Here is a 22,716-nt window from a genome sequence, read left to right on the forward strand (position 1 = left end):
GGTTTTAAATTTCGTTAAATTTATTTATTTATAAGATTTTTAAACTGATAGTTTATTTCTTTGCTGTTTACCATTACAGAAATAAAACCAAAGTCATTGTATATGTCATTTGTATTGCCTTCTACGTCTGTACCATAAGTTGTGATGTATCTTATTTCATCATTTAAAGTAGTGTAAAACTTGCTTTTGCTGTTATATATAATCCACACATTTTTACCTGTATTTTTGTTAAATTCTTTTAGAGTCTCTTCAAATAAAGTAGCTTCTTTTACGTCTTTAAAACCATCACTTCCCCATACTGGTTTAGGAAGTATGACAAAAAGGTTATCTCCTTTTACGTTGCTGAGCTGTTCTTTAAACCAAGTCCATTGGTTTTTATCAGGACTTAAAAGACTTCCACTGCGATTGTTAAGGGCAATAAATGTTGAATTGTTATAATTATATACCTCATACTTCTCATTGGTGGTAATGTATTTAACTTTCAAATTATTTAAAACTTTTTCATCTATATCTCCTAAAAATATAGCCAGGGGGTATTCTTTGTTTGCAATATCAGCCGCTTTTAAAGATATTTGCAACTTCAAAAGGGTATTGTATTTTGTATCACCAAATACCATAAATTTAAAAGAATTAGAAGTATTTTTCACAGGCGCTTCTTTGTTAGCTGGGTCTATTTGTGTAAACTCTGTAACTTTAGGAAGTATTGACGTGTCAAATTCTGAACCTTGTCCTACTCTAACGGGTAAAATGGCTTTTTCTCCCAGTATATTTGCGACAAGTGCACCACTCGCATCAAAATTAGAGGATATAAATGCTCCCTTGTTATCTATATTGCCAATGTTGTTATAAACATCCCAAGTAATATCTTGCGGTTCTATTAAAGCTCTGTAGCCTTTTATGTTCTTTGCAGTGACTGTTATGGGTACTGCTTTGTTTTTATCAACGACTATATTAGCTGGATTAAATCGTATGTCTACAGGTTTGTCAAGAGAATTTATTTTGATAGTCCCAATAGCATTTCCTACTCTTGCAGTTATAACACCTTCTCCTACGCTTGTTGGCATAAAAGCATTACCACTAAATACTCCAGTAATTCCACTTACTGAAAACAAAACTTCTTCAGGATTAATTATGACAGGATTGTAATTTTCATCGTATCCTTTAACTGTAATTGTCCTGTGAAGTCCTTTAAACACGTTAGTATCTGATACTTCTAATTTTAAAGCGTATAGATTTCCCTTAGGAGCTGTGTTAAATATTCCTATTCCATTTGCTACTTTTCTTTCATAGCCTTCAGGAGCATAATTTGCAAGTTTAGCGTCAGTATCCCCTATTGGTCTTATTGCCATTTGTGTTGACCCGCCACCGTCTAAGTTTAAAGCATCATATGCACCTAAGGATATCATTAAATTTGCCATTTCTGTTTGTGTCATTCCACGGCTTGAAGTACCGTCAACAGTGGCGATGATCAAATATTTTTTGTCTTGAGTATAGCCTATTGCTGTTCGTGCTGTGTAGCCTTTTATTTCATGAGTGAAAGGCGCAATTTTTCCGTCTTTTACAAGGATTGTGCCGCCACTTACAGCCATTTTGAGATTTTGAAAGGGAGGATTTGTATTTATGTCTTTTTGTATTATATCTCCTGGCTTTAAAGTGAGTAAATTTTCACCTACATAACCTGCACCAGCCAACACATATCCGCCTTGTGGTATTTCGACAGAAGGCTGTCCTTGACGCACTTCTAATACTCTGTCATTTTCATCTACAATGACTTCTACCAATTGAGGTACATTTTCATTTGCTCCCGGAGATGTTGTAAACCAATCCCTTGTGTACATTACTAAATACTCAAAAGTATTGCTTATTTTATTTATTGCGGCAAGAGGAAGTTTCGTGCCGTTTGGAAGAGTAACGGACATACTTTTTGACCAATATTCTATAGAGGGAACTCCATTTGCGTCAATGGAGAAAGTGGCCAGTTTACTCTCATTTGAAGGGTCTGTTATTAACCTTCCATCTTTTACTGTTGCTCCTATTACGAATCCTGTTTTTGTATCGAAGAAATCGCCGTTCACAGCAGCCACAGCACCATAAGAATTTGCCATTTCACGCACTGGCATTCTATCTTTTATGCCAGTAGGATTGAAAATTACTGATACATCAGTATATTTATCAGTTAAGTCCACTTTTAACACGTTAATGTTTATCCATCCTTCAGTCGTAAAATAGATTATATTTTTATGTACTACTCCTTTACTTAAATTTTGTGCAAATTCTTTTGCCTCAAGGATTGTATATGTATCGGCCTTTACATTTTGCATTGGAAAAGCTAAAAATAGTAGAAGAGAGCTGATGCATAAAGATAATATTTTTTTAATTCTCAATCGTATCCCTCCTGGTGTTTTTTGTATTTTACGTATGTTTTCTTTTCAGGTTAATTGTACCATCGTATTATTACAGGTGTATTACAAAAACATAAATATTTGGTTAATATTTATTATTTGCCGCGTAAATAAAGTTGAAACAGTAAGCTTATCAGCTTGAAGGGGAAATTAAAGAAATTATTTACTTACATTTTAAATTAATAAGTTTAAAATATGACGTATTCTTAAAAAATTTAAAGATTAAAAGCGATAAATCAATAAAACGGCCATTTTTAAGCTTCTATGCCTATTGTGAAATTTCATTTTTTCTATTATAATTTATTTCGTCACTGATGTCGGGATGTAGCGCAGTTGGTAGCGCACGTGCTTTGGGAGCATGGGGTCGGGGGTTCAAGTCCCTCCATCCCGACCATTGTGGTCGTATAGCTCAGCTGGGAGAGCACCTGCCTTACAAGCAGGGGGTCATAGGTTCGAGTCCTATTGCGACCACCATTTTCAAAAATTAAATATTGTGGAGGGATACCCAAGTGGCCAAAGGGGGCAGACTGTAAATCTGTTGGCTGTCGCCTTCGATGGTTCGAATCCATCTCCCTCCACCATTGAAAAAAAGACCGGAGGGTCTTTTTTTATTTTTCTCCTTCAAATATCTTGACATGGTAAAAAAGTGTAGTATAATATTATTTGAAAAAGAAAATAATTATTTATTAATAAAAATTTAATTAAGGAGGAATCTTTTATGAGAGAAATGACAAGACATAACCTTAGTGAAGCTTATGCAGGAGAGAGCCAAGCTCACATGAGATATCAAATTTTTGCTGATGTAGCTGAAAAAGAAGGCAAACCTAATATTGCAAGACTTTTCAGGGCTATTTCCTATGCTGAATTGGTACATGCTACAAATCACTACAAAACTCTTGGAGAAGTAGGGAATACAGTAGAGAATCTTGAAAAAGCTATAGAAGGGGAAACCTTTGAAGTAGAAGAGATGTATCCTGCTTATAATGCTGTTGCAGAACTTCAAGAGGAATCTGGAGCTAAAAAAAGCATACATTATGCTATTGAGGCTGAAAAAATACATGCAAAATTGTACACTGAAGCAAAAGAAGCAGCATTAAAAGGAGAAGATATAAAGATATCAAAAGTTTACATATGTCCTGTTTGCGGATATACCTCTGTTGATGTATTGCCAGAAAAATGTCCTGTATGTGGAGTTCCTGGAGAAAAATTTGTAGCATTTTAAATACAATTTCAAAAAAGAGCATGTTTTGGCATGCTCTTTTTTGATGCAAAAATATTTGACATAGTAGATAAAGTGTGCTATAGTAGACATCAGAAAATTTAATAACATGCTCTTATCAAGAGAGGTGGAGGGAAAGAGCCCGATGAAACCCGGCAACCTGTCCTATAGGACAAGGTGCTAATTCTCTCAGAAGCATGCTTCTGAAAGATGAGGGTGTGTGCCTCTTCTTTTAGAAGGGGTTTTATTTTGTTTTTAAGGAGGAATAGAGAGATAAAATGCGTAAACTGTTTACATCTGAATCTGTTACTGAGGGACATCCTGATAAAATCTGCGATCAGATTTCTGACGCAATATTAGATGAAATTTTGAAAAAAGATCCCTATGCCAGAGTTGCTTGTGAAACAGCTGTGACTACTGGTTTGGTCATGGTAATGGGGGAAATTACTACCCAGTGCTATGTAGATATACCAAAAGTAGTGAGAAAAGTAGTAGAAGAGATTGGCTACACAAGAGCAAAATTCGGTTTTGACGCCGACACTTGTGCAGTTATCACTTCTATTGATGAGCAATCTCCTGATATTGCCCTCGGTGTGGACAAGGCATTAGAAGCTAAAAGAGGAGAACTTTCAGATTCGGAAATTGAAGCTATTGGTGCTGGAGATCAAGGCTTAATGTTTGGCTTTGCTTGTGATGAAACAGAAGAATTAATGCCTATGCCTATAATGATGGCTCACAAGCTTGCGAGAAGACTGGCTGAAGTTAGAAAAGATGGGACATTAAGCTATTTAAGACCAGACGGTAAAACACAAGTAACAGTAGAGTATGAAGATGACAGGCCTGTGAGGGTAGATTCTGTTGTAGTATCAGCTCAACATGCACCTGAGATTGACCATGATGCTATTGAAAGAGATATTATTGAACATGTAATAAAACCCATAATTCCTGAAAATATGATAGATGATAAGACTAAAATTTTTGTAAATCCAACGGGGAGATTTGTAATTGGTGGACCTCAAGGTGATAGTGGACTTACAGGAAGAAAAATTATTGTAGACACATATGGCGGATATGCAAGGCACGGGGGCGGAGCTTTTTCTGGTAAAGACCCTACAAAAGTTGATAGATCCGCAAGTTATGCTGCAAGATATGTGGCAAAAAATATTGTGGCAGCAGGACTTGCTAATAAGTGTGAAGTGCAATTAGCTTATGCGATAGGTGTTGCTACACCTCTTGAAATAGGTATTGATACTTTTGGCACAGGCAAGATACCAGATGAAAAGATTTCGGAAATTGTAAAACAAGTTTTTGATTTAAGACCTGCAGCTATAATTAGGGATTTAGATTTGAGAAGACCTATTTATAGACAAGTTGCAGCTTATGGCCACTTTGGAAGACACGACTTAGACCTCTCATGGGAAAAAACAGACAAAGTAGATATATTAAGAAAATTGGCAGGAATATAAATTTGAAGCCCGGGTAACCCCGGGCTTATGGCATTTTTTATATATCTTTTTTTAATGCCATAGAATTTATGCTTTGTAAACGCTTCGCTACCTTTAATTATACCACAAAAATTGAAAAAAAGAAATGAATTGGCTTTAATTTGCTTTAAATATAAGGTAAAATTAAATAAAGAAAAGAATTAAAACAGGAGAATCGGTTATGATTGACATGGAAGGTGTAGTTGAAGAAATAATTTTTAGAAATGAACAAAATGGTTATACGGTTTTAGAATTAAGTACCCAAGGTTTAGTAGTCACTGCTGTAGGTTATATGCCTTATGTAAACATTGGGGAAAGAATTAAAATTGAAGGAGAATGGGTAGAACATCCTGATTACGGAGAGCAAATTAGGGTTTTAAATTATGAAACTTTGGCTCCCACCACTTTAGAGGGAATAGAAAAGTTTTTATCTTCTGGGTTAATTCCTGGAATAGGTCCTATTACAGCAAGAAAAATTGTAAAAAAGTTTGGTGTTGATTCTTTAAATATAATTGAAACTGCACCAGAAAGATTAAAAGAAATAAAAGGTCTAAGCGATGAGAAAATAAAAAGAATTTGTGAAGCTTATGAAATGCAAAAGGGCATAAAAGAAGTGATGGTATTTTTGCAGGGGTACGGTATTTCTACTGCAATGGCTATAAAGATTTATAAAGAATACGGAAACAACGCGATTGAAATTATTAAGCAAAACCCTTACAGATTGGCTGACGATATATTTGGAATAGGATTTAAAACTGCAGACAAAATAGCAGAGAGCCTAGGAGTTGACCCTCATTCTCTATATCGCATATCTTCTGGTACTCGATATGTTTTGATGCAATATGCGGCAAATGGTCACACCTATGTGCCAAAAGAATTGTTAAAAAAAGAAGCAGCAAGTTTGTTAGAAGTAAGCGAAGAAGAAGTAGAAGATTCTTTTGTGCTTTTAGTACAAAATGAAAAAATACATATTGAAACTTTTGAAGATGATACTGTAGGAATTTACTATATACCTTACTATATGGCTGAATTACACACGGCAGAGAGATTGTTTAACATGACACTAATGGAAAATGAAGATTTAGGCATAGATGTCCAAAAAGAAATTAGAAATTTTGAAAAAGAAACAGGTATTTTGTTGGCAGAAAATCAAAAATTGGCTGTAGAAGAAGCTATTAAAAATTCTGTTGTTGTCATAACGGGAGGTCCAGGCACAGGAAAGACTACGATAATAAATTGTATAATACGTATTTTTGAAAAAGCTGGTAAAAAAGTGGCTCTTGCAGCCCCAACAGGAAGAGCCGCAAAAAGGATAACGGAAGCTACTGGAAAAGAGGCAAAAACTATTCATAGGCTTTTAGAATATACTTATTCGGAGGAAGAAGGGAAGGGCTTTAACAAAAATGAAAAAGACCCATTAAAATACGACGTTATAATAGTTGACGAAGTTTCAATGGTAGATATATTGCTTATGAATGCTTTATTAAAAGCCCTACCTATAGGGGCAAAACTGATTTTAGTAGGGGATGCTGATCAGCTTCCATCTGTTGGAGCTGGAAATGTCCTAAGAGATATAATAGACAGTGGCATAGTAAAAGTGATACGGTTAAAAGAAATTTTTAGACAACAAAAGCAAAGCTTGATAGTAGTAAATGCTCACAAGATAAATAACGGAGAATATCCCACCTATAACGATAAAAACAGCGATTTCTTTTTTATAAATGCCAACACCCAAGAGGATATATTAAAAACCATATTGGAACTTGTTATAAACAGACTTCCTAAAGCTTATGGATTTCATCCTATTAATGATATTCAAGTACTCACTCCCATGAGAAAAGGGATAATTGGTGTTCACAATTTAAATTTGGAGTTACAAAAAGCATTAAATCCCCACGACAAAACTAAAGCCGAAAAAATATTGAAGGAGTTTGTTTTCAGAGTGGGGGATAAAGTGATGCAAATAAAAAATAACTACAAGATAAAATGGAAAAAAGGCGCTGAAGAAGGAGAAGGAGTGTTTAATGGAGATATAGGAATAATTCAATCAATAGACGAAGAATTACAGGAATTGACTGTATATTTTGACGACGAAAAATTTGTCACTTATGACTCTTCTGATTTGAATGAACTGAATTTGTCTTATGCTATAACAGTACACAAAAGCCAAGGCAGTGAATTTCCTGTTGTCATAATGCCAATTACTTATGGACCCCCTATGCTACTTACAAGGAACCTTTTGTACACTGCCGTTACAAGGGCAAAAAAATTGGTTATTTTGGTGGGCCAAGAGAAATATTTGCAATTTATGATTGATAACAATAAAATCTCAAAAAGATATTCAGGGCTCCTTTCAAGGCTTAAAAAAGCACTTTTGTATGTAAACTAAATTACGATTTTACACAAAATAGAGGAAAATTTGCTGTAAAATGATAATTTTTTAATTAATTTTAATTTAATAATGCCGATATAAAATATAAAAGAAAAGTGAATTGCAATAAGGGGCAATAAAAATGATTTTTTTAGACCTTTTATTTCCACCAAAAACAACCTGTATTATTTGTAAAACTGCTATAAAAACAGGATATTTATGCGACAAATGCAAAAGTACATTAAAATTTATTGAGGGTAATAGGTGTAATATTTGTGGTAAACCAATAGACTATGAAGGAACATGCCCTGATTGCTTAGAGCATGGCCATGAATTTAAACAAAATATAAGTCCTTTTGAATACGATGGTGTTGTAAAAGACTTAATAGGGCGGTTCAAATATTTCAAAGAAAGAGAATTAGCACCTTTTTTTGCAGACTATATGGCTGATGCAGTTAAAAAAATGGACTGGCCTATCGATGTCATAGTACCTGTTCCTCTTCACAAAATTAGACTTGACGAAAGAGGTTACAATCAGTCAGAACTTTTGGCAAGAGAACTTTCTTATCGGTTGAATATTTTTATGTCTAAAGCTTTAAGAAGAGTGAGAAATACAACAACACAGACTGCTTTGCACAAAGAAGAGAGGATAGATAACGTAAAGGGTGCTTTTAAAGTGACTTACAAAGATACTATTGTTGGGAAAAATGCGCTACTGGTAGACGACGTGTTGACAACAGGTGCTACTTTGGACGAGTGTGCCAAAGTCTTAAAAGAAAATTGGGCAAAAGAAGTATATGTGGCTACCGTAGCAACTGGCAAAAATATGTGATGGGGAGTTTGAAGTATCAAAAAGGGGATGAAAAGAAATGGAAATAAGAAATTGTAAAAGGTGCGGAAGGCTTTACACGTATACAGGAATTGATTTATGTCCAGAGTGTTATAGACAGGATGAAGAAGATTTTATGAAAGTGCGTGATTATTTAGATGCTCACCCTTCAGCTACCATGCTGGAAATATCTCAAAATACACAGGTTTCTATAAAGAAAATAATGGATTTTTTAAAGGAAGGCAGGCTTATTTTAACCTCTAATAACGTCAATATAGGTCTTAAGTGCGAAAAATGTGGTAAACCAATACTTACAGGTAGGTTTTGTGAAGAGTGCAAAACCAAATTAGCTAAGGAACTAATGAAAGGCTATTCGATTCAATCCGATGACAAAGAAGAAGAAAAACAAACAGGAGAAAGGCTGTACGTTTATGAAAACAACAAAAAAAAGAAAAAATGATTTTATATTAAACTTTTGAATTATTAAGTCGATATTACTAGTAGTACGGGGGTGTTAAAAATGAAAATTTATAATAATAATATTGAAAAAATGATGTCACTTTATCGAGTGGATCCGGTAGGAAAGGTTAGTAGCAAGGAAGCGGAAATGAAGGATAAAGTTGAGATATCAGAAGAAGCAATTAAACTTGCACAAAGTTCAAATGAATTTGAAAAGATTAAAAATCAAAAGATTGAAAACATAAAGTCAATGCTTAATGCAGGAACTTACAATGTAAAAGCTGAAGATGTGGCGGATGCTATTCTTAAGGGAATATTGTTGAATAAAAAAATTTAAAAAGGGTGTGCTGGCAATGGCTAATAGCCAAAAGCTTCTAGATGTATTAAGGGGAGAAACAGAAATTTACAAAGTTTTATTAGACTTAGCAATAAAAAAAACTGATATTATAATTGCAGGAAAAGTAAAAGAATTAGATGAAATAGTTCAAATAGAGAAGCAACTTATAAAAAAACTTATGGAATTAGAAGAACAAAGAGAGGATATATTGGAGAAGATTGATATAGAAGGCAAAATGACAATGACCGACTTGATAGAATCAATTTCTTCAGAAGAAGCAGAAAACCTAAAAGATATTAAATACAATCTGACGAATATTTTAAAAGAACTTGAAGAAAGAAACAAATTAAATGTTGCTTTAATTGAGCAAGCGTTAGAATATATAAATTATTCTATTCAAACAATATCAAGTGCATTAGAAAGTGATGATGGCGTTTATGAAAATAATGGCAATATAAAAAGATACACCAGCCTAATTGATAAAAAGGCATAGGGGGATGAAAATGTCTACTTTTCAAGGATTAGAAATAGCAAAGACAGGATTGTTTGTAAGCCAAAAGGCTTTGGATGTCACTGGACACAATATTGCTAATGCTAATACCCCTGGGTATACTCGTCAAGTAGTAGATATGGCCTCAATTGCACCACCCACTACTTTTGGTATGTATGACCAATGGGGAAAAGCCATAGGAGAAGGCGTAAAAATACAGGATATAAGACAAATCCGCGATCAATTTTTAGACAACCAATTCAGAAGGGAAAATAAATTTTTGGGTGAATGGGAAACAAAAGCGCAGGTTTTAGCTGCTGTTGAAGATATATTTAACGAACCTTCAAATAGCGGAATAAACACAGTGCTTAATGACTTTTTTAATTCCCTTCAAGAATTATCCAAGAATCCAGAAAGTTTGACGGTAAGAGCGGAAGTTAGAGAGCGAGCTATTGCCCTTGCTGATACTTTTAATACTGTATATCAGCATCTTTATGATAAATTAAACGAATTGAATTCTACCATACAAAGTAGAATTGCAGAAATAAATTCTTATGCCGACAGAATAAGCAAATTAAACAATGAAATATATAGATTTGAACTTACCGGACAGACAGCAAATGACTTAAGAGACCAGAGAAATATCCTTGTTGATCAGCTTTCCAAACTTGTCAACATCACCACCTATGAAGACTCCAATAAAAATTTCAGAATTGATATAGCTGGACAAGCTTTGGTAGATGGGTCAACTGCATTTACGATGAGTCTCAATAATACAGGTGATGTGGTATGGGATTTAACAGGAGCACCTGTAAACCCTTCAAGTGGTATATTAAAAGGCTTACTGGATATGAGAGATGGAGATGGCACCAACGGAATAAAAGGAGTACCCTATTATATAAGTGAATGGAATAAATTAGCGTATAGTGTAGCACATGCAATAAATGAAGTACATAAAGCAGGTTATGGGCTTGACGGTTCTAATGGTACACCGCTTTTCACTGATTTTGCAGATCCATATGACTCTGGAGTTAAATATGCTCAGTTAATTAAAGTGGATTCAGCTATTCTCGATTCAAATGGCTTGCAAAAAATAGCTGCTGCATCAAGTACGGCTACTCTTCCGGGCGATAACACAAATGCATTAAAGCTTATTGCTTTAAGGGATCAAGGTAATGCGGTACTAAATGGAGCCACATTTGATGACTTTGCAAGGTCATTAATATCAAATCTTGGAGTGGATGCACAGCAAGCAAATTTAATGCAAAAAAATCAAGAAGTCATGGTAAAACAAATTGATTTAAACAGACAATCGGTATCTGGCGTATCTTTAGATGAAGAGATGACAAACATGTTAAAGTATCAGAAATCCTATGCTGCTTCTGCAAGAGTGATAACAGCCATGGATGAACTTTTAGATACTCTTATAAATAGGATGGGCATTGTAGGGAGATAATATGTCATCTTGTGGTGAAGCCGGAGGATCTCATACCAAAGAGGGATACCATACAGTATTTGACTAAGGCAGGTGTAAAAAATGAGAGTTACTGATGGCATGCTTATAACGAATTTTTTGAATGACTACAACAACAACCTTGAACGGTTACAAAAAAATCAAAACATGTTATCTACAGGCAAAAGAATATCAAGGCCTTCTGATGACCCTGTTGCAGTAGCTACAAGCCTGCGTATTCGAACAGATATGACAAGAAACGACGCTTATACCAAAAATGCTGATGATGCAAAATCCTGGTTGGACATAACTGATACTGCTTTAAATCAATTGGGTAGCCTATTGCAGCGTACGAGAGAATTAGCAGTTGAGGGATCTAATGGGACTTTGACTCAAGAGGATATGCAAAAAATAGCTAACGAGATAGAGCAGTTAAAAGCGCAGATGATACAAGTAGGAAATACTCAATACAATGGAAGATATATATTTGCAGGTTTTAAAACTACTACACAGCCTTTTAGTGAGACCAATAATTCTTATAGTGGCGATAATGGTGTAATAGAGTTTGAAGTAGGTGCTGGGGGAAATAAGATAGCTGTAAATGTGACGGGAGATAAAGTTTTTGATGTATCTGGAGGAACCTCTCAACTTCTTACTGTGATGGATAATCTGAAAAATGCATTAGACTCGGGAGATCATCAGGCTGTAAGCAATTTAATAGTTGATGTGGATAAGCAGATGGAAAATGTATTGGCAGTAAGAGCAGAAGTGGGTGCAAAATCAAACAGAATTGACCTTATAAAGAATAGGCTCCAAGATGATAACTACAATTTCACAGCGCTTCTTTCAAAAAATGAAGATGCAGATTTGGCACAAGTTATTACAAATCTCAAAATGGATGAAAATGTGTATAGAGCCTCTTTAGCCGCAGGAGCTCGTATTATGCAGCCCAGTCTCATAGACTTTTTAAGGTGATAATATGAGTATAGTGATACATCAAACTTTTGGCAGGATAGGTATAAAAACCACTCCTGCCCAAATTTCTATAGAAAGTCCAAAAGCAGACCTTGAAATAAAGCAAATACCTGCAAAAATGAAAATAGACCAAAAACTTCCTCAAGTATATATAGATCAGTATCAGTGTTTTTATGAATCAGGGCTTAAAAGTATTTTTGACCTTGTCCATGATGAAGCCCAGATGAGCAAACAAATAGCTCTTGAAGCAATAGGAAAAATTGCTGAAGATGGAGATACACTTGCATCAATAGAAAACCATCAAGATGCAATTGTAAAATTAAGTGAAGAAGTGCTGATTCAGGATATAGACTTCAATGTTGGCTTAATGCCAGAGTCACGACCTAAAATATGGTTTGACGGATATTTAAGAATAAATTGGCAGTTAGGCGGTGCAGAAGTAAGAGCGATACCACATAAGCCTCAAATATCTGCAATACCAGGACATATAAATATTTATATGAGGGAATATCCTTCAATAAAAATAGAATATGTGGGAAACAATTTTGATAAAACAGTTTAGCTTTTATTGTTTTCCTGTTTTTCCTATAGGAATACCTATAAAACCCGAATATGAAAGTGAGGAACTGATTATGCAAATAAATACAAAAAACTTTGGCATCATAGAATACAATCCTGAAGACGTCATTTACTTTGAAGAAGGAATACCAGGTTTTGAAAATTTACACAATTTTTTAATAATTACTGACAACGAAGAAAACATGCCTTTTAAATGGCTTCAATCAATTGATAATACAGATATAGCTTTTGTAGTTATTGACCCTAGAGTTTTTAAGCCTAATTATACCTTTGAAATTGATGAAGAATTAATACAAGCTCTTCAAATAGAGGATGTGAACCACCTTCTCATATACGTAATTGTAGTAATCCCCGATGAAATAGAAAAAATGACAGCAAACCTAAAAGCACCTATAATTATAAATGCTAAAAATAACAAAGGTAAACAAGTCATTCTTGACAATGGCGAATACCTCATAAAACATCCAATATTGGAGGAACTCAAAAATGCTTATTCTAACGCGTAAAGTAGGTCAAGCCATAATTATAGGGGAAGATATAGAAATTAGAATATTAGAAATTGACGATGGTCAAATAAAATTGGGGGTTACTGCGCCAAAAAACATATCTGTTTTAAGAAAAGAGCTTATAGAAATCAAAGACGAAAACTTAAAAGCTGCATCTGTAAACAAAGAAGCTTTGAGTAAAATAGAAAATTTTATTAAAAAACGCTAAAGTAAATTAAAAATATATCGATATAAATAGTGTAAACAAAAGATGAAGCAGTTGGCCAACTGTAGACCTTAAAACTTAAAAAGGCAAGGATGCCAAATAAAAAATTCAAGGAGGAAGATAAAATGATTATCAACCACAACTTAAGTGCGTTAAACGCATGGAGAGCACTTTCAGTTAACACTGCGAACACACAAAAAGTATTAGAGAAACTTTCATCAGGTTACAGAATAAATAGAGCTGGTGACGACGCAGCAGGATTGGCAATTTCAGAGAAAATGAGAGCGCAGATAGCTGGTTTGAATCAAGCTCAAAGAAATGCTCAAGATGGTATATCTTTAATCCAAACAGCTGAAGGTGCATTAAATGAAACACATGCAATACTTCAGAGAATGAGAGAATTGACAGTTCAAGCTGCAAATAGTACAAATACTCTTACTGATAGGCAAAATATTCAAAAGGAGATTGACCAACTTAAGAAGGAAATAAATAGGATTGCCTCAACAACGCAGTTTAACACTAGGAATCTTTTAAATGGTTCTTTAGCTGCTGGTAAAGCTACACTTACATTTCAGATTGGTGCTAATAGCCAGCAAGTACTTAAATTAAACATAGCTACAATGACTGCATCGGCGTTGAAAGGTACTGCTGCTGGAGCTATTTCAATGGCGAGTGTTAATGTAGCTACTAATAATGCTTCTGCTATTAGTGCCCAAATTAATTCTATCGATGCAGCAATAAATAAAGTGTCTGGTCAAAGAGCCGACCTTGGTGCGGTACAAAATAGGCTTGAACATACTATAAACAACCTTGGTACAGCAGCAGAAAACTTAACAGCAGCAGAATCACGCATAAGAGATGTTGATATGGCAAAAGCGATGATGGAATTCACAAAAGACAACATACTCAATCAAGCAGCTACAGCAATGTTGGCGCAAGCAAATCAATTACCACAAACGGTATTACAATTGCTCAGATAACACAAAAGGGAGGCTTTACACCTCCCTTTAATTTTTTTTGCCTTTTTATTGAAGTGCCTTTTTGACAATATAATTAAATATACGCAGATTATTTTCTAAAAGTCTTAAATTATATTTATTTGTGACGATAATTTATATAAGCATTATAATTATAGGAGGTATTGAAATGGTTAATGAGCTTATGAAAGAAACAATGGAAGAGAGCTTTAAATATATACCAAAGTTGATAAAAGGAATTGATAAAGAGATCGAATATATTAATAATGGAGAATATGAAGAGGCAATTTCTTTGTTAACAAATATTATAGAGGGGCTTGATTGGTCAATACAAGCTATTACTTTAACGGAGTCGTTACATGGATTTAATATAGATATATATAAAACTAACGAAAATCTGAATATATTGCTTGAAGCTATTGAAAATTCTGATTATCAATTAATATCTGATATACTAAATTACGAACTTAAAGCTATTTTATATGAATATATAAATCACTGCCAAAAGGGAGAGCTTAACTGATGAGTTTATTTGAAATTGTTAAAGCAAAAGAAGGGTTTGATACTTTAGTTTTAGTAGCTGATAATAAAAGATATTTTTTACACAGTATCTATTACCCTGTAAAAGAGGCACGAGAGTGGGCAGAGAAGATTCAATTTAATGATGAAGAGATAATATTAATTTATGGGGTAGGACTGGGTTATCATATAAATTTTTTAGCAGAAAAATTGTGTGTGGGTAATAGGCTAATTTTAGTTGAGCCATCGAAGGAAATATTTGAATATGCATTAAATAATGGTTATTATGATGAATTTAAGGATAAAGCTAATATATTTTTTATAAATGAGGATTCAGATGAAAATATAAGAAATTTGTTATCTAGATATATTCCATGGGATAATTTTGAAAATCTTGTTTATAAGGAATTTAAACAATATCCTACAGTCTTTGAAGATCATTATAAGATGTTTAACAACTGCTTAATAGAAACTATAAATGCAATGAGGATAAATAGAAATACGGCCTTGTATTTTGCATCCCAATGGCAATCAAATTTTATGGAAAATATAGAGTTTATTTTTAAAAGTGTACCAGTGAAGTCGTTTTTCAATTTATTCAAAGATATTCCAGCTGTTATAGTATCAGCAGGTCCTTCATTAGATAAGAATATTAGACTTTTAAAAGAAGCAAAGGATAAGAGTATAATAATATGTGTTGGTACTGCTTTAAAGGCTTTATTAAGAGAAGGGATTGAACCAGATTTTGTTGTTTCAATAGATGGAAGTGAGAAAAACTTTAAACATTTTGAGGGTTGTTCAGTTAACAGTCCATTATTATATGACCTTACAGTATATCCACAAATATTGAAGGAATATAAAGGTCCTCTTATTATGGGACGAATTGCTTCAGATTTTTCTGCTTTATTTGAGGGAAAACTATCGTTAGAATTTGGAAGTTTAAATGCAGGTCCCTCAGTAGCAAATTTGTCGCTAGATTTTGCTTATAAAATGGGATGTAATCCTATTGTATTTATAGGGCAGGACTTAGCATATTTAAATAATCGAACACATGCTTCTGGAACAACCTATGAAAAAGACAGAATAAATAGCAATTCTGATGAAAAAGAGTATATATATGTTGATGGCAATCATGAAGATAAGGTTTTAACAGACCGGGTTTTGCTTTCATTTAAGACGTGGTTTGAAAATTATATATATACTCACTCAGATAGGATTTACATAAATGCAACAGAAGGTGGCGCACTTATAAAAGGAACAAAAATAATGAGTTTTAAAGATGTAATAGAGGAATATATGAATGTAAATTTAAATATACATCAAAGAATTAATGATCTATTTATAAATGAAAGAATAAAACCAGAACAAGAGAAAATAAATTCTCTTCAAAAGGAATTTGAAAATACAATTAAAAGATTAAGGATAATAAAATGGGATTGTATGCGTGGTGCAAAGCTATCAAAAAAAATGTATAATGAATATGAAAAAGATATTAATGCTGACGTAACGCGAATACTCGCAATATTGGATAAAATTGACGCAAAATTGAGAAATTCCAAAGAAAGCTTTTTATTTATATCCTCTATCTTAAATATAGTAACAACAAAAGTCCTTAAAGGATTTAAAGCTAAAAAAAATGAAACAGAAAGAGAAAAGAAACTACGAATATCCATGATGTCGTATACACTTTATCAGGGTATTTATGAAGCAATAGTACAATCGGAAAAAAGTCTTGAGAAGGCATTAAATACGATAAAAAGTTTAAATTCTAGAAATATAACTAATTCTTAATACAGGAGGATAAATATGAAAATAAAAGGTAAAAAAATTCTTGTTACAGGTGCAGGAGGGTTTATTGGTTCTCATCTTGTAGAAAAATTAGTTGAAATGGGTGCAAAAGTGCGAGCATTTGTTCGATACAATTCCAAAAATAATTGGGGATGGTTGGAGACATCACCATATAAAACGGAAATAGAAATTTACACCGGTGATATAAGAGATTATGATAGTGTAAAAGATTCCATGAAAGGAATAGAGGTTGTTTTTCACTTAGCTGCTCTTATAGGAATACCGTATTCATATATTTCGCCACTTGCATATATAAAGACAAATATAGAAGGAACGTATAATGTATTGCAATCTGCAAGAGAACTAGGTGTAGAAAGAGTAATACATACCTCCACAAGTGAAGTTTATGGGACGGCGAAATATGTGCCTATTGATGAATCACATCCATTACAGCCACAATCTCCGTATTCGGCTACCAAGATAAGTGCCGATAATATAGCACTGAGTTTTTATAATGCATTCAATTTACCGGTAACAATAGTGCGACCGTTTAACACGTATGGTCCACGTCAATCTGCAAGAGCAGTAATTCCTACAATTATTACTCAGATTATGAGTGGTAAAAAACAAATTAAACTTGGTAATTTACAACCTACAAGAGACATGAATTATGTGATAGATACAGTAAATGGATTTATAAAGATAGCAGAATGTGATAAACTTTTAGGAGAAGTAACGAATATAGGTTCAGGGAAGGAAATATCAATAGGAGATTTAGCCAGGCTTATTTTTCAGTTAATGGGAGTGGAAGTAGAAATAGAACAAGAAGAGCAAAGATTTAGGCCGGAAAAAAGTGAAGTTGAAAGGTTGCTCTGTGATAACAAGAAAATAAAAAAATTTACTGATTGGGAGCCTAAATATTCGCTGGATAAGGGGCTTAATGAGACCATAAAATGGATGAGTTCTCACTTAAATATGTATAAGCCGGAGGTATACAATGTGTGAATTATATCTTGATTCTCCTAATTTAGGTGAGTTAGAAAAAGAATATATTTTAAAAGCAATTGATAGTAATTTTGTATCGACTGTTGGCCCTTTTGTACCCGAGTTTGAAGAGAAATTTGCAAAATATTTAAAAGTAACCTCTTGTGTTGCAGTACAAAGTGGTACAGCGGCAATTCATGCTGCACTATATGAACTAGGTATAAAAGAAGGAGATGAGGTTATTGTACCTGCTATTACCTTTGTTGCAACTGTTAATCCAATAGTTTATTGTGGGGCAACTCCAGTGTTTGTTGATATTGACAAAGATACTTGGGATATAGATCCGAAAGAAATTGAAAAAGCAATAACTTCGAAGACAAAAGCTATCATACCAGTTCACTTATATGGTAATCCATGTGATATGGATGAAATAATGAAGATTGCTGAGAAATATGGACTTTACGTGATTGAAGATGCGACAGAAAGTCTTGGTGCTGAATATAAAGGGCGTATGACAGGTACAATTGGCCATATTGGATGTTTCAGCTTTAATGGCAATAAAATTATCACAACGGGCGGAGGCGGAATGATATCAACAAATAAGGAAAAGTGGGCTGCTCATATAAAATTTTTAGTTAACCAAGCGAGAGATGCATCACAGGGTTATTTTCATCCTGAAATAGGTTTTAATTATCGGATGACAAATTTGGAAGCGGCTCTTGGGCTTGCCCAACTAGAACGTTTACCAGAATTTCTCAAAAAGAAGCGTATGTATTTTGAAGCGTATAAAAAAATTTTTGAAGGTATTGACGAGATAACACTCCAGAAAGAGTACGAAGGTGCTATAAGTTCTGCATGGCTTCCATCTATAAAAATTGATTGCAAAAAAGTAAATATGACTATACCGGAGATTCAGAGCAAATTAAAAGAAAGAGGTATTCCAACAAGAAGGATATTTAATCCAATAATTGATTTTCCGCCATATGTTAAGTATAAAAAGGGTAGTTATTCTAATTCATATGAAATATTTGAAAATGGCTTAAGTTTACCAGCGTCTACTTTAAATACGATGGAGAGTATAGAATATGCAGCAAAAACACTATTGGATATCTTAGGTCTTAAGAAAGAGGTAATTTTATGAAAAAAATTGCGGTTGTTACAGGTACAAGAGCAGAGTATGGACTATTATATTGGACAATGAAAGAAATTGAAAATGATCCGGAATTAAAATTACAACTTCTTGTTACAGGGATGCATTTATCACCAGAATTTGGACTAACGATACAGGAGATTGAAAAAGATGGATTTAGAATAGAAGAGAAAATAGAAATTTTGCTTTCCTCTGATACAGGACAAGGAGTAGCTAAAGCTATAGGATTAGGAGTTATAGGATTTGCTCAAGCTTTTGCAAGATTAAATCCTGATATACTTGTGATTTTAGGTGACAGATTTGAAATATTTGCAGCTGCGACCGCAGCAATGGTAATGAATATACCCATCGCTCATATTGGTGGTGGTGAATCAACAGAAGGAGCAATTGACGAGCAAATAAGACATGCAATAACTAGAATGGCACACATTCATTTTACTAGTTGTGACTATTATGCAGAAAGAATAAAAAAAATGGGAGAAGAAGAATGGCGTATATTTAATGTTGGAGCGCCAGGATTAGAAAATATTAAGCGATTAAAGTTGTTTGAAAGAGAAGAACTGGAAAAATTGCTTAATATAGATTTAAGTAAAACCACATTATTAGTTACGTATCATTCGGTAACGTTGGAAATGCAAACTTTAAAAGAGCAAATGGATAATCTTTTAAGTGCATTGATGCAAACAGGGCATCAAATTATATTTACCTATCCTAATTCTGATAGTGGAGGTAGATATATAATTAAAAGAATAAACGAATTTATTAAAGACTATAACAAAGCCAAAGCTTTTGTAAATTTAGGACAGCAGAAATATTTAAGTTTGTTCCAATATGTCAGTGCAATAGTTGGGAACTCTTCAAGTGGCATTATTGAAGCCCCATCTTTTAAATTACCTGTTGTAAACATAGGTGACAGGCAAAAAGGTAGACTGCGAGCTAAAAATATTATAGATGTTGGTTATTCTAAAGATGAGATATTAGACGGTATTAATAAAGCACTATATAATGAAGAGTTTAGAGCAAAACTTAAGGATACAAAAAATCCTTATGGAGATGGGGATACGAGTAAAAAGATTATTAAAATATTAAAAAATATCAATACAAAACAAGAGAATTTCCTAAAAAAGAAGCTTACTTATTAGATTTAGTTTTAAATTAATTTTGTAAAGAGAGATGGTAATCAGATGATTAAAATAGGGAGTAAAACAATTTCTGAGAATTCACCCGTGTTTATTATAGCTGAGGCTGGTGTGAATCACAATGGAGATGTAGAAATAGCGAAAAAAATGGTTGATGCGGCATGTGAGGCAGGAGCAGATGCAATAAAATTTCAAATATTTAAAACAGATAGTTTAGTGATTAAAAATGCGGATAAGGCTGAATATCAAAAGTTAAATACAGGAATAGATGAAACACAGTATGATATGTTAAAAAAATTAGAACTTTCATACGAAGAACATTTCAAAATTATGGAATACTGTAAAGAGCGAAATATAATATATCTTTCAACACCGTTTGATTATGAAAGTGTTGACGCATTAGAAGAACTAAATGTTTGTGCATATAAAATAAGTTCAGGAGACATAACAAACCTTCCATTTCTAAAATACATAGCAAGCAAGGGAAAACCAATGATTGTTTCTACAGGCATGTCAAATCTAGGTGAAGTAGAAGATGCAATAGAAATAATAAAAAGTACGGGGAACGAAGAGATAATTTTATTGCACTGTACATCCAGTTACCCGACAGAATACCATGACGTAAACTTAAAGTCGATGATTACTTTAAAGAATGCTTTTCAAATCCCAATAGGCTATTCTGATCATACACTTGGTATTGAAGTCCCAATTGCTGCAGTATCATTAGGAGCAAGAATTATTGAAAAACATTTTACTCTTGATAGAACTATGCCAGGACCTGATCATAAAGCATCATTAGAGCCTGCTGAACTAAAGCAAATGATTATTAGTATACGAAATATAGAAAAAGCCTTAGGTAATGGGATAAAAAAATGTACACAAAGTGAGGAAAATGTCAAAAAAATAGCCAGAAAATCAATTGTTGCAGCAACTTATATTCCTAAAGGAAGTATTATTAATGAAAATATGTTAACGATAAAAAGACCGGGGACGGGTATACCACCGAAGTTCATAGATTATTTAATAGGTAAAAAAGCAAAAATTGACATCTTAAAGGATACAATTCTTGATCTATCGATGATTGAATAGATTTTCTGGGTTGTAAAGGAGGAACTTTTTTGAAAAAAGTAATATTGATTGGTGCAGGAGGACATGCAAAAGCAGTAATAGATATACTTAAAAAAAACAATCAAGAGATAGAAATTGTAGGGTTAATAACAAAAGATGCTGCCGATATAGGGGAGAAAGTATTAGGGGTACCGATAATTGGTACAGATAAAGAACTTAGTGAGCTATTTAACAAAGGTATAAGGTATGCTCTTATAGCTGTAGGAAGTGTTGACAATAATTTTTTAAGGGAAAAGTTATATAAAAAGGTCGCAAATATTGGGTATACTTTTATAAATGCATTTCATCCTTCTTCCATTATTTCTGATTATGCGAGGTTTGGTACGGGAAATGTTGTTATGGCAGGAGTATTGGTTGGGCCTGATACAATAATAGGGAACAATGTAATTTTAAATACAGGTTCCATAATAGAACATGATTGTGTGATAGAAGATCATGTTCACATAGCTCCAGGTGTCAAAATTGCAGGAGGGGTAAAAATTGGAGAAACAAGCCACATTGGAATTGGTAGTGTTATTATTCAGGGGATAAAGATAGGAAAAAATGTTGTGGTTGGAGCAGGAACTATTGTTTTAGAAGATATACCAGATAATGCAGTTGTGGTAGGTGTGCCGGGGAAAATCAAAAAATTTAGGGAAACCAATGATTAAGGGGAAATTTAAATGGAAAAGATCAAATCTGTTCTTATTAAAGAAGAATCCTTGATTAAAGAAGCAATAAAACAATTAAATGAAAATAGCCTTCAAATTCTTCTTGTTATAGATGACAATTATAGATTGATTGGTACCGTTACAGATGGCGATATACGAAGAGCAATTCTAAATAATATTTCTTTTGATGAACCAGTTGGCAAGATTATGAATAGAGTGCCGAAATTTGTTTATATAGGGGAAGAAGAAAGTGCGAAGGAGCTTATGATAAAACATAGAATAAAAACTATTCCGGTTTTAGATAGAGAAAGAAGAGTTGTAGACTTAATTTTGATGGAAAAATTTCTTGAAACGAAATACGAATATTCTGAAAAACCAAATTATGTTTTTATTATGGCAGGGGGAAAAGGCACAAGGTTGGATCCTTTTACAAAAATACTCCCAAAGCCTTTAATACCAATTGGAGATACCCCCATAATTGAACTTATTGTTAAAAATTTCAAAAAATATGGTTTTAATAACTTTTTAATTTCAGTGAATTATAAAGCAGAAATTATAAAATTATATTTTTCAGAAAATCCTGATGGATACAATATAAATTTTATACACGAAAAAGATTTTCTTGGAACAGCAGGTTCGCTGAGACTTGCAGAGGAAAAATTGAAAGATACATTCATAGTTTCAAACTGTGATGTAATTATAGATATAGATTTTGATGAATTGTTGAAATATCACAAAAAAAATAATAATCATGCAACGATTGTAGGAGTAGTAAAAAATATGCAGATTCCATATGGGGTTATAGACGTAAATAATGGAGAGCTTGTAAATATGATTGAAAAACCGGAATACAACTTTGTTATAAATTCAGGAGTTTATGTGTTAGAACCAGAGTTAATCAATTTAATTCCACAAGGTAAGCCAATAAATATGCCAGACTTATTGTTAAAATCAAAAGAATTTGGCTATAAAGTAGGTGTGTATCCGATAAGTTCAAAGTGGTTTGATGTAGGTCAATGGGAAGAATATAGAAATACGTTAGAATATTTTAAAAAGGTGGAAGGTATCTAAG

At 33.4% G+C, this 22,716-nt stretch carries 22 protein-coding genes, 3 tRNA genes and 1 riboswitch; of the genes, 24 read left to right on the plus strand and 1 reads right to left on the minus strand.

Annotated features, from left to right (window positions below):
- Positions 1-20: 20 nt before the first annotated feature.
- Entirely contained in the window at positions 21-2,384 is a 2,364-nt protein-coding gene (locus tag BUB32_RS02245) for a phosphodiester glycosidase family protein (RefSeq protein ID WP_072967104.1), read from the minus strand.
- Positions 2,385-2,720: 336 nt separating this feature from the next.
- On the opposite strand from BUB32_RS02245, the gene BUB32_RS02250 reads away from it, so the two are divergent.
- The 24 genes from BUB32_RS02250 to BUB32_RS02365 all read left to right on the plus strand — a co-directional run bounded on the left by BUB32_RS02250 (position 2,721) and on the right by BUB32_RS02365 (position 22,715).
- Positions 2,721-2,796, plus strand: a tRNA-Pro gene (locus tag BUB32_RS02250).
- Between the two features lie 4 nt (positions 2,797-2,800).
- Positions 2,801-2,876 (plus strand) — tRNA-Val (locus BUB32_RS02255).
- 21 nt (positions 2,877-2,897) lie between these two features.
- Positions 2,898-2,983: transfer RNA gene (locus tag BUB32_RS02260), tRNA-Tyr, on the plus strand.
- Positions 2,984-3,120: 137 nt separating this feature from the next.
- On the plus strand, positions 3,121-3,624 hold the full coding sequence (locus BUB32_RS02265) for a rubrerythrin family protein (protein ID WP_003866895.1): 504 nt from the start codon (positions 3,121-3,123) through the stop codon (positions 3,622-3,624).
- A gap of 109 nt (positions 3,625-3,733) precedes the next feature.
- Positions 3,734-3,838, plus strand: a riboswitch (SAM riboswitch).
- A gap of 61 nt (positions 3,839-3,899) precedes the next feature.
- Positions 3,900-5,087, plus strand: coding sequence for a methionine adenosyltransferase (gene metK, locus BUB32_RS02270; protein WP_072967106.1), 1,188 nt, complete (start codon positions 3,900-3,902; stop codon positions 5,085-5,087).
- Positions 5,088-5,286: 199 nt separating this feature from the next.
- A complete protein-coding gene (gene recD2 / locus BUB32_RS02275; protein ID WP_072967108.1) occupies positions 5,287-7,494 on the plus strand; it encodes an SF1B family DNA helicase RecD2 in 2,208 nt (735 codons plus the stop codon).
- Between the two features lie 124 nt (positions 7,495-7,618).
- The gene (locus BUB32_RS02280) at positions 7,619-8,308 is read left to right on the plus strand and encodes a ComF family protein (protein WP_072967110.1); all 690 of its coding nucleotides are present in this window, start codon (positions 7,619-7,621) and stop codon (positions 8,306-8,308) included.
- A 37-nt stretch (positions 8,309-8,345) separates the two neighbouring features.
- The gene (locus tag BUB32_RS02285) at positions 8,346-8,765 is read left to right on the plus strand and encodes a TIGR03826 family flagellar region protein (protein ID WP_072967112.1); all 420 of its coding nucleotides are present in this window, start codon (positions 8,346-8,348) and stop codon (positions 8,763-8,765) included.
- A gap of 60 nt (positions 8,766-8,825) precedes the next feature.
- Positions 8,826-9,101, plus strand: a complete 276-nt coding sequence (locus tag BUB32_RS02290; protein ID WP_072967113.1) for a flagellar biosynthesis anti-sigma factor FlgM — start codon at positions 8,826-8,828, stop codon at positions 9,099-9,101.
- Between the two features lie 16 nt (positions 9,102-9,117).
- Positions 9,118-9,594 carry a flagellar protein FlgN gene (locus BUB32_RS02295; protein WP_072967115.1) on the plus strand — a complete coding sequence of 159 codons (477 nt, stop codon included), beginning with the start codon at positions 9,118-9,120 and terminating at the stop codon, positions 9,592-9,594.
- A gap of 10 nt (positions 9,595-9,604) precedes the next feature.
- Entirely contained in the window at positions 9,605-11,047 is a 1,443-nt protein-coding gene (flgK, locus tag BUB32_RS02300) for a flagellar hook-associated protein FlgK (RefSeq protein WP_072967117.1), read from the plus strand.
- Between the two features lie 81 nt (positions 11,048-11,128).
- A complete protein-coding gene (gene flgL / locus BUB32_RS02305; RefSeq protein ID WP_072967119.1) occupies positions 11,129-12,019 on the plus strand; it encodes a flagellar hook-associated protein FlgL in 891 nt (296 codons plus the stop codon).
- A gap of 4 nt (positions 12,020-12,023) precedes the next feature.
- Entirely contained in the window at positions 12,024-12,581 is a 558-nt protein-coding gene (locus tag BUB32_RS02310) for a DUF6470 family protein (RefSeq protein ID WP_072967121.1), read from the plus strand.
- 70 nt (positions 12,582-12,651) lie between these two features.
- Complete coding sequence (gene fliW, locus BUB32_RS02315) at positions 12,652-13,104, plus strand: flagellar assembly protein FliW (RefSeq protein WP_072967420.1); 453 nt, start codon at positions 12,652-12,654, stop codon at positions 13,102-13,104.
- On the plus strand, positions 13,085-13,312 hold the full coding sequence (gene csrA / locus BUB32_RS02320) for a carbon storage regulator CsrA (RefSeq protein ID WP_072967122.1): 228 nt from the start codon (positions 13,085-13,087) through the stop codon (positions 13,310-13,312). Before fliW ends, csrA begins: the two co-directional genes overlap by 20 nt.
- A gap of 122 nt (positions 13,313-13,434) precedes the next feature.
- Positions 13,435-14,289, plus strand: a complete 855-nt coding sequence (hag, locus tag BUB32_RS02325) for a flagellin Hag (RefSeq protein WP_072967124.1) — start codon at positions 13,435-13,437, stop codon at positions 14,287-14,289.
- Between the two features lie 166 nt (positions 14,290-14,455).
- Entirely contained in the window at positions 14,456-14,809 is a 354-nt protein-coding gene (locus tag BUB32_RS02330) for a DUF8042 domain-containing protein (protein ID WP_072967126.1), read from the plus strand.
- On the plus strand, positions 14,809-16,596 hold the full coding sequence (locus BUB32_RS02335; RefSeq protein ID WP_072967128.1) for a motility associated factor glycosyltransferase family protein: 1,788 nt from the start codon (positions 14,809-14,811) through the stop codon (positions 16,594-16,596). The genes BUB32_RS02330 and BUB32_RS02335 overlap by 1 nt, the downstream gene beginning before the upstream one ends.
- A gap of 15 nt (positions 16,597-16,611) precedes the next feature.
- Positions 16,612-17,598, plus strand: coding sequence for an NAD-dependent 4,6-dehydratase LegB (locus BUB32_RS02340; protein ID WP_072967130.1), 987 nt, complete (start codon positions 16,612-16,614; stop codon positions 17,596-17,598).
- Positions 17,591-18,718: a LegC family aminotransferase gene (locus BUB32_RS02345; protein WP_072967132.1), complete on the plus strand. Its 1,128-nt coding sequence runs from the start codon at positions 17,591-17,593 to the stop codon at positions 18,716-18,718. Before BUB32_RS02340 ends, BUB32_RS02345 begins: the two co-directional genes overlap by 8 nt.
- The gene (gene neuC / locus BUB32_RS02350) at positions 18,715-19,869 is read left to right on the plus strand and encodes a UDP-N-acetylglucosamine 2-epimerase (RefSeq protein ID WP_072967134.1); all 1,155 of its coding nucleotides are present in this window, start codon (positions 18,715-18,717) and stop codon (positions 19,867-19,869) included. Before BUB32_RS02345 ends, neuC begins: the two co-directional genes overlap by 4 nt.
- Before the next feature lie 42 nt (positions 19,870-19,911).
- Positions 19,912-20,955 (plus strand): N-acetylneuraminate synthase, encoded by a 1,044-nt coding sequence (neuB, locus tag BUB32_RS02355; RefSeq protein WP_072967136.1) that lies wholly within the window; start codon positions 19,912-19,914, stop codon positions 20,953-20,955.
- Positions 20,956-20,984: 29 nt separating this feature from the next.
- A complete protein-coding gene (locus tag BUB32_RS02360) occupies positions 20,985-21,644 on the plus strand; it encodes an acetyltransferase (RefSeq protein WP_072967139.1) in 660 nt (219 codons plus the stop codon).
- A 12-nt stretch (positions 21,645-21,656) separates the two neighbouring features.
- Complete coding sequence (locus BUB32_RS02365; protein ID WP_029688940.1) at positions 21,657-22,715, plus strand: nucleotidyltransferase family protein; 1,059 nt, start codon at positions 21,657-21,659, stop codon at positions 22,713-22,715.
- Position 22,716 lies beyond the last annotated feature (1 nt).

The organism is Thermoanaerobacter uzonensis DSM 18761, assembly GCF_900129115.1.
Lineage (GTDB): Bacteria > Bacillota > Thermoanaerobacteria > Thermoanaerobacterales > Thermoanaerobacteraceae > Thermoanaerobacter > Thermoanaerobacter uzonensis.

Bases quoted from the DNA above. Each gene is read 5' to 3' on its own strand.
- flgL (WP_072967119.1), top strand. From the start codon at position 11,129: ATGAGAGTTACTGATGGCATGCTTATAACGAATTTTTTGAATGACTAC.
- BUB32_RS02280 (WP_072967110.1), top strand. From the start codon at position 7,619: ATGATTTTTTTAGACCTTTTATTTCCACCAAAAACAACCTGTATTATT.
- BUB32_RS02365 (WP_029688940.1), top strand. From the start codon at position 21,657: ATGGAAAAGATCAAATCTGTTCTTATTAAAGAAGAATCCTTGATTAAA.
- fliW (WP_072967420.1), top strand. From the start codon at position 12,652: ATGCAAATAAATACAAAAAACTTTGGCATCATAGAATACAATCCTGAA.
- BUB32_RS02345 (WP_072967132.1), top strand. From the start codon at position 17,591: ATGTGTGAATTATATCTTGATTCTCCTAATTTAGGTGAGTTAGAAAAA.
- BUB32_RS02310 (WP_072967121.1), top strand. From the start codon at position 12,024: ATGAGTATAGTGATACATCAAACTTTTGGCAGGATAGGTATAAAAACC.
- BUB32_RS02265 (WP_003866895.1), top strand. From the start codon at position 3,121: ATGAGAGAAATGACAAGACATAACCTTAGTGAAGCTTATGCAGGAGAG.
- BUB32_RS02290 (WP_072967113.1), top strand. From the start codon at position 8,826: ATGAAAATTTATAATAATAATATTGAAAAAATGATGTCACTTTATCGA.
- neuC (WP_072967134.1), top strand. From the start codon at position 18,715: ATGAAAAAAATTGCGGTTGTTACAGGTACAAGAGCAGAGTATGGACTA.
- BUB32_RS02335 (WP_072967128.1), top strand. From the start codon at position 14,809: ATGAGTTTATTTGAAATTGTTAAAGCAAAAGAAGGGTTTGATACTTTA.
- BUB32_RS02340 (WP_072967130.1), top strand. From the start codon at position 16,612: ATGAAAATAAAAGGTAAAAAAATTCTTGTTACAGGTGCAGGAGGGTTT.
- flgK (WP_072967117.1), top strand. From the start codon at position 9,605: ATGTCTACTTTTCAAGGATTAGAAATAGCAAAGACAGGATTGTTTGTA.
- neuB (WP_072967136.1), top strand. From the start codon at position 19,912: ATGATTAAAATAGGGAGTAAAACAATTTCTGAGAATTCACCCGTGTTT.
- recD2 (WP_072967108.1), top strand. From the start codon at position 5,287: ATGATTGACATGGAAGGTGTAGTTGAAGAAATAATTTTTAGAAATGAA.
- metK (WP_072967106.1), top strand. From the start codon at position 3,900: ATGCGTAAACTGTTTACATCTGAATCTGTTACTGAGGGACATCCTGAT.
- BUB32_RS02285 (WP_072967112.1), top strand. From the start codon at position 8,346: ATGGAAATAAGAAATTGTAAAAGGTGCGGAAGGCTTTACACGTATACA.
- csrA (WP_072967122.1), top strand. From the start codon at position 13,085: ATGCTTATTCTAACGCGTAAAGTAGGTCAAGCCATAATTATAGGGGAA.
- BUB32_RS02330 (WP_072967126.1), top strand. From the start codon at position 14,456: ATGGTTAATGAGCTTATGAAAGAAACAATGGAAGAGAGCTTTAAATAT.
- BUB32_RS02295 (WP_072967115.1), top strand. From the start codon at position 9,118: ATGGCTAATAGCCAAAAGCTTCTAGATGTATTAAGGGGAGAAACAGAA.
- hag (WP_072967124.1), top strand. From the start codon at position 13,435: ATGATTATCAACCACAACTTAAGTGCGTTAAACGCATGGAGAGCACTT.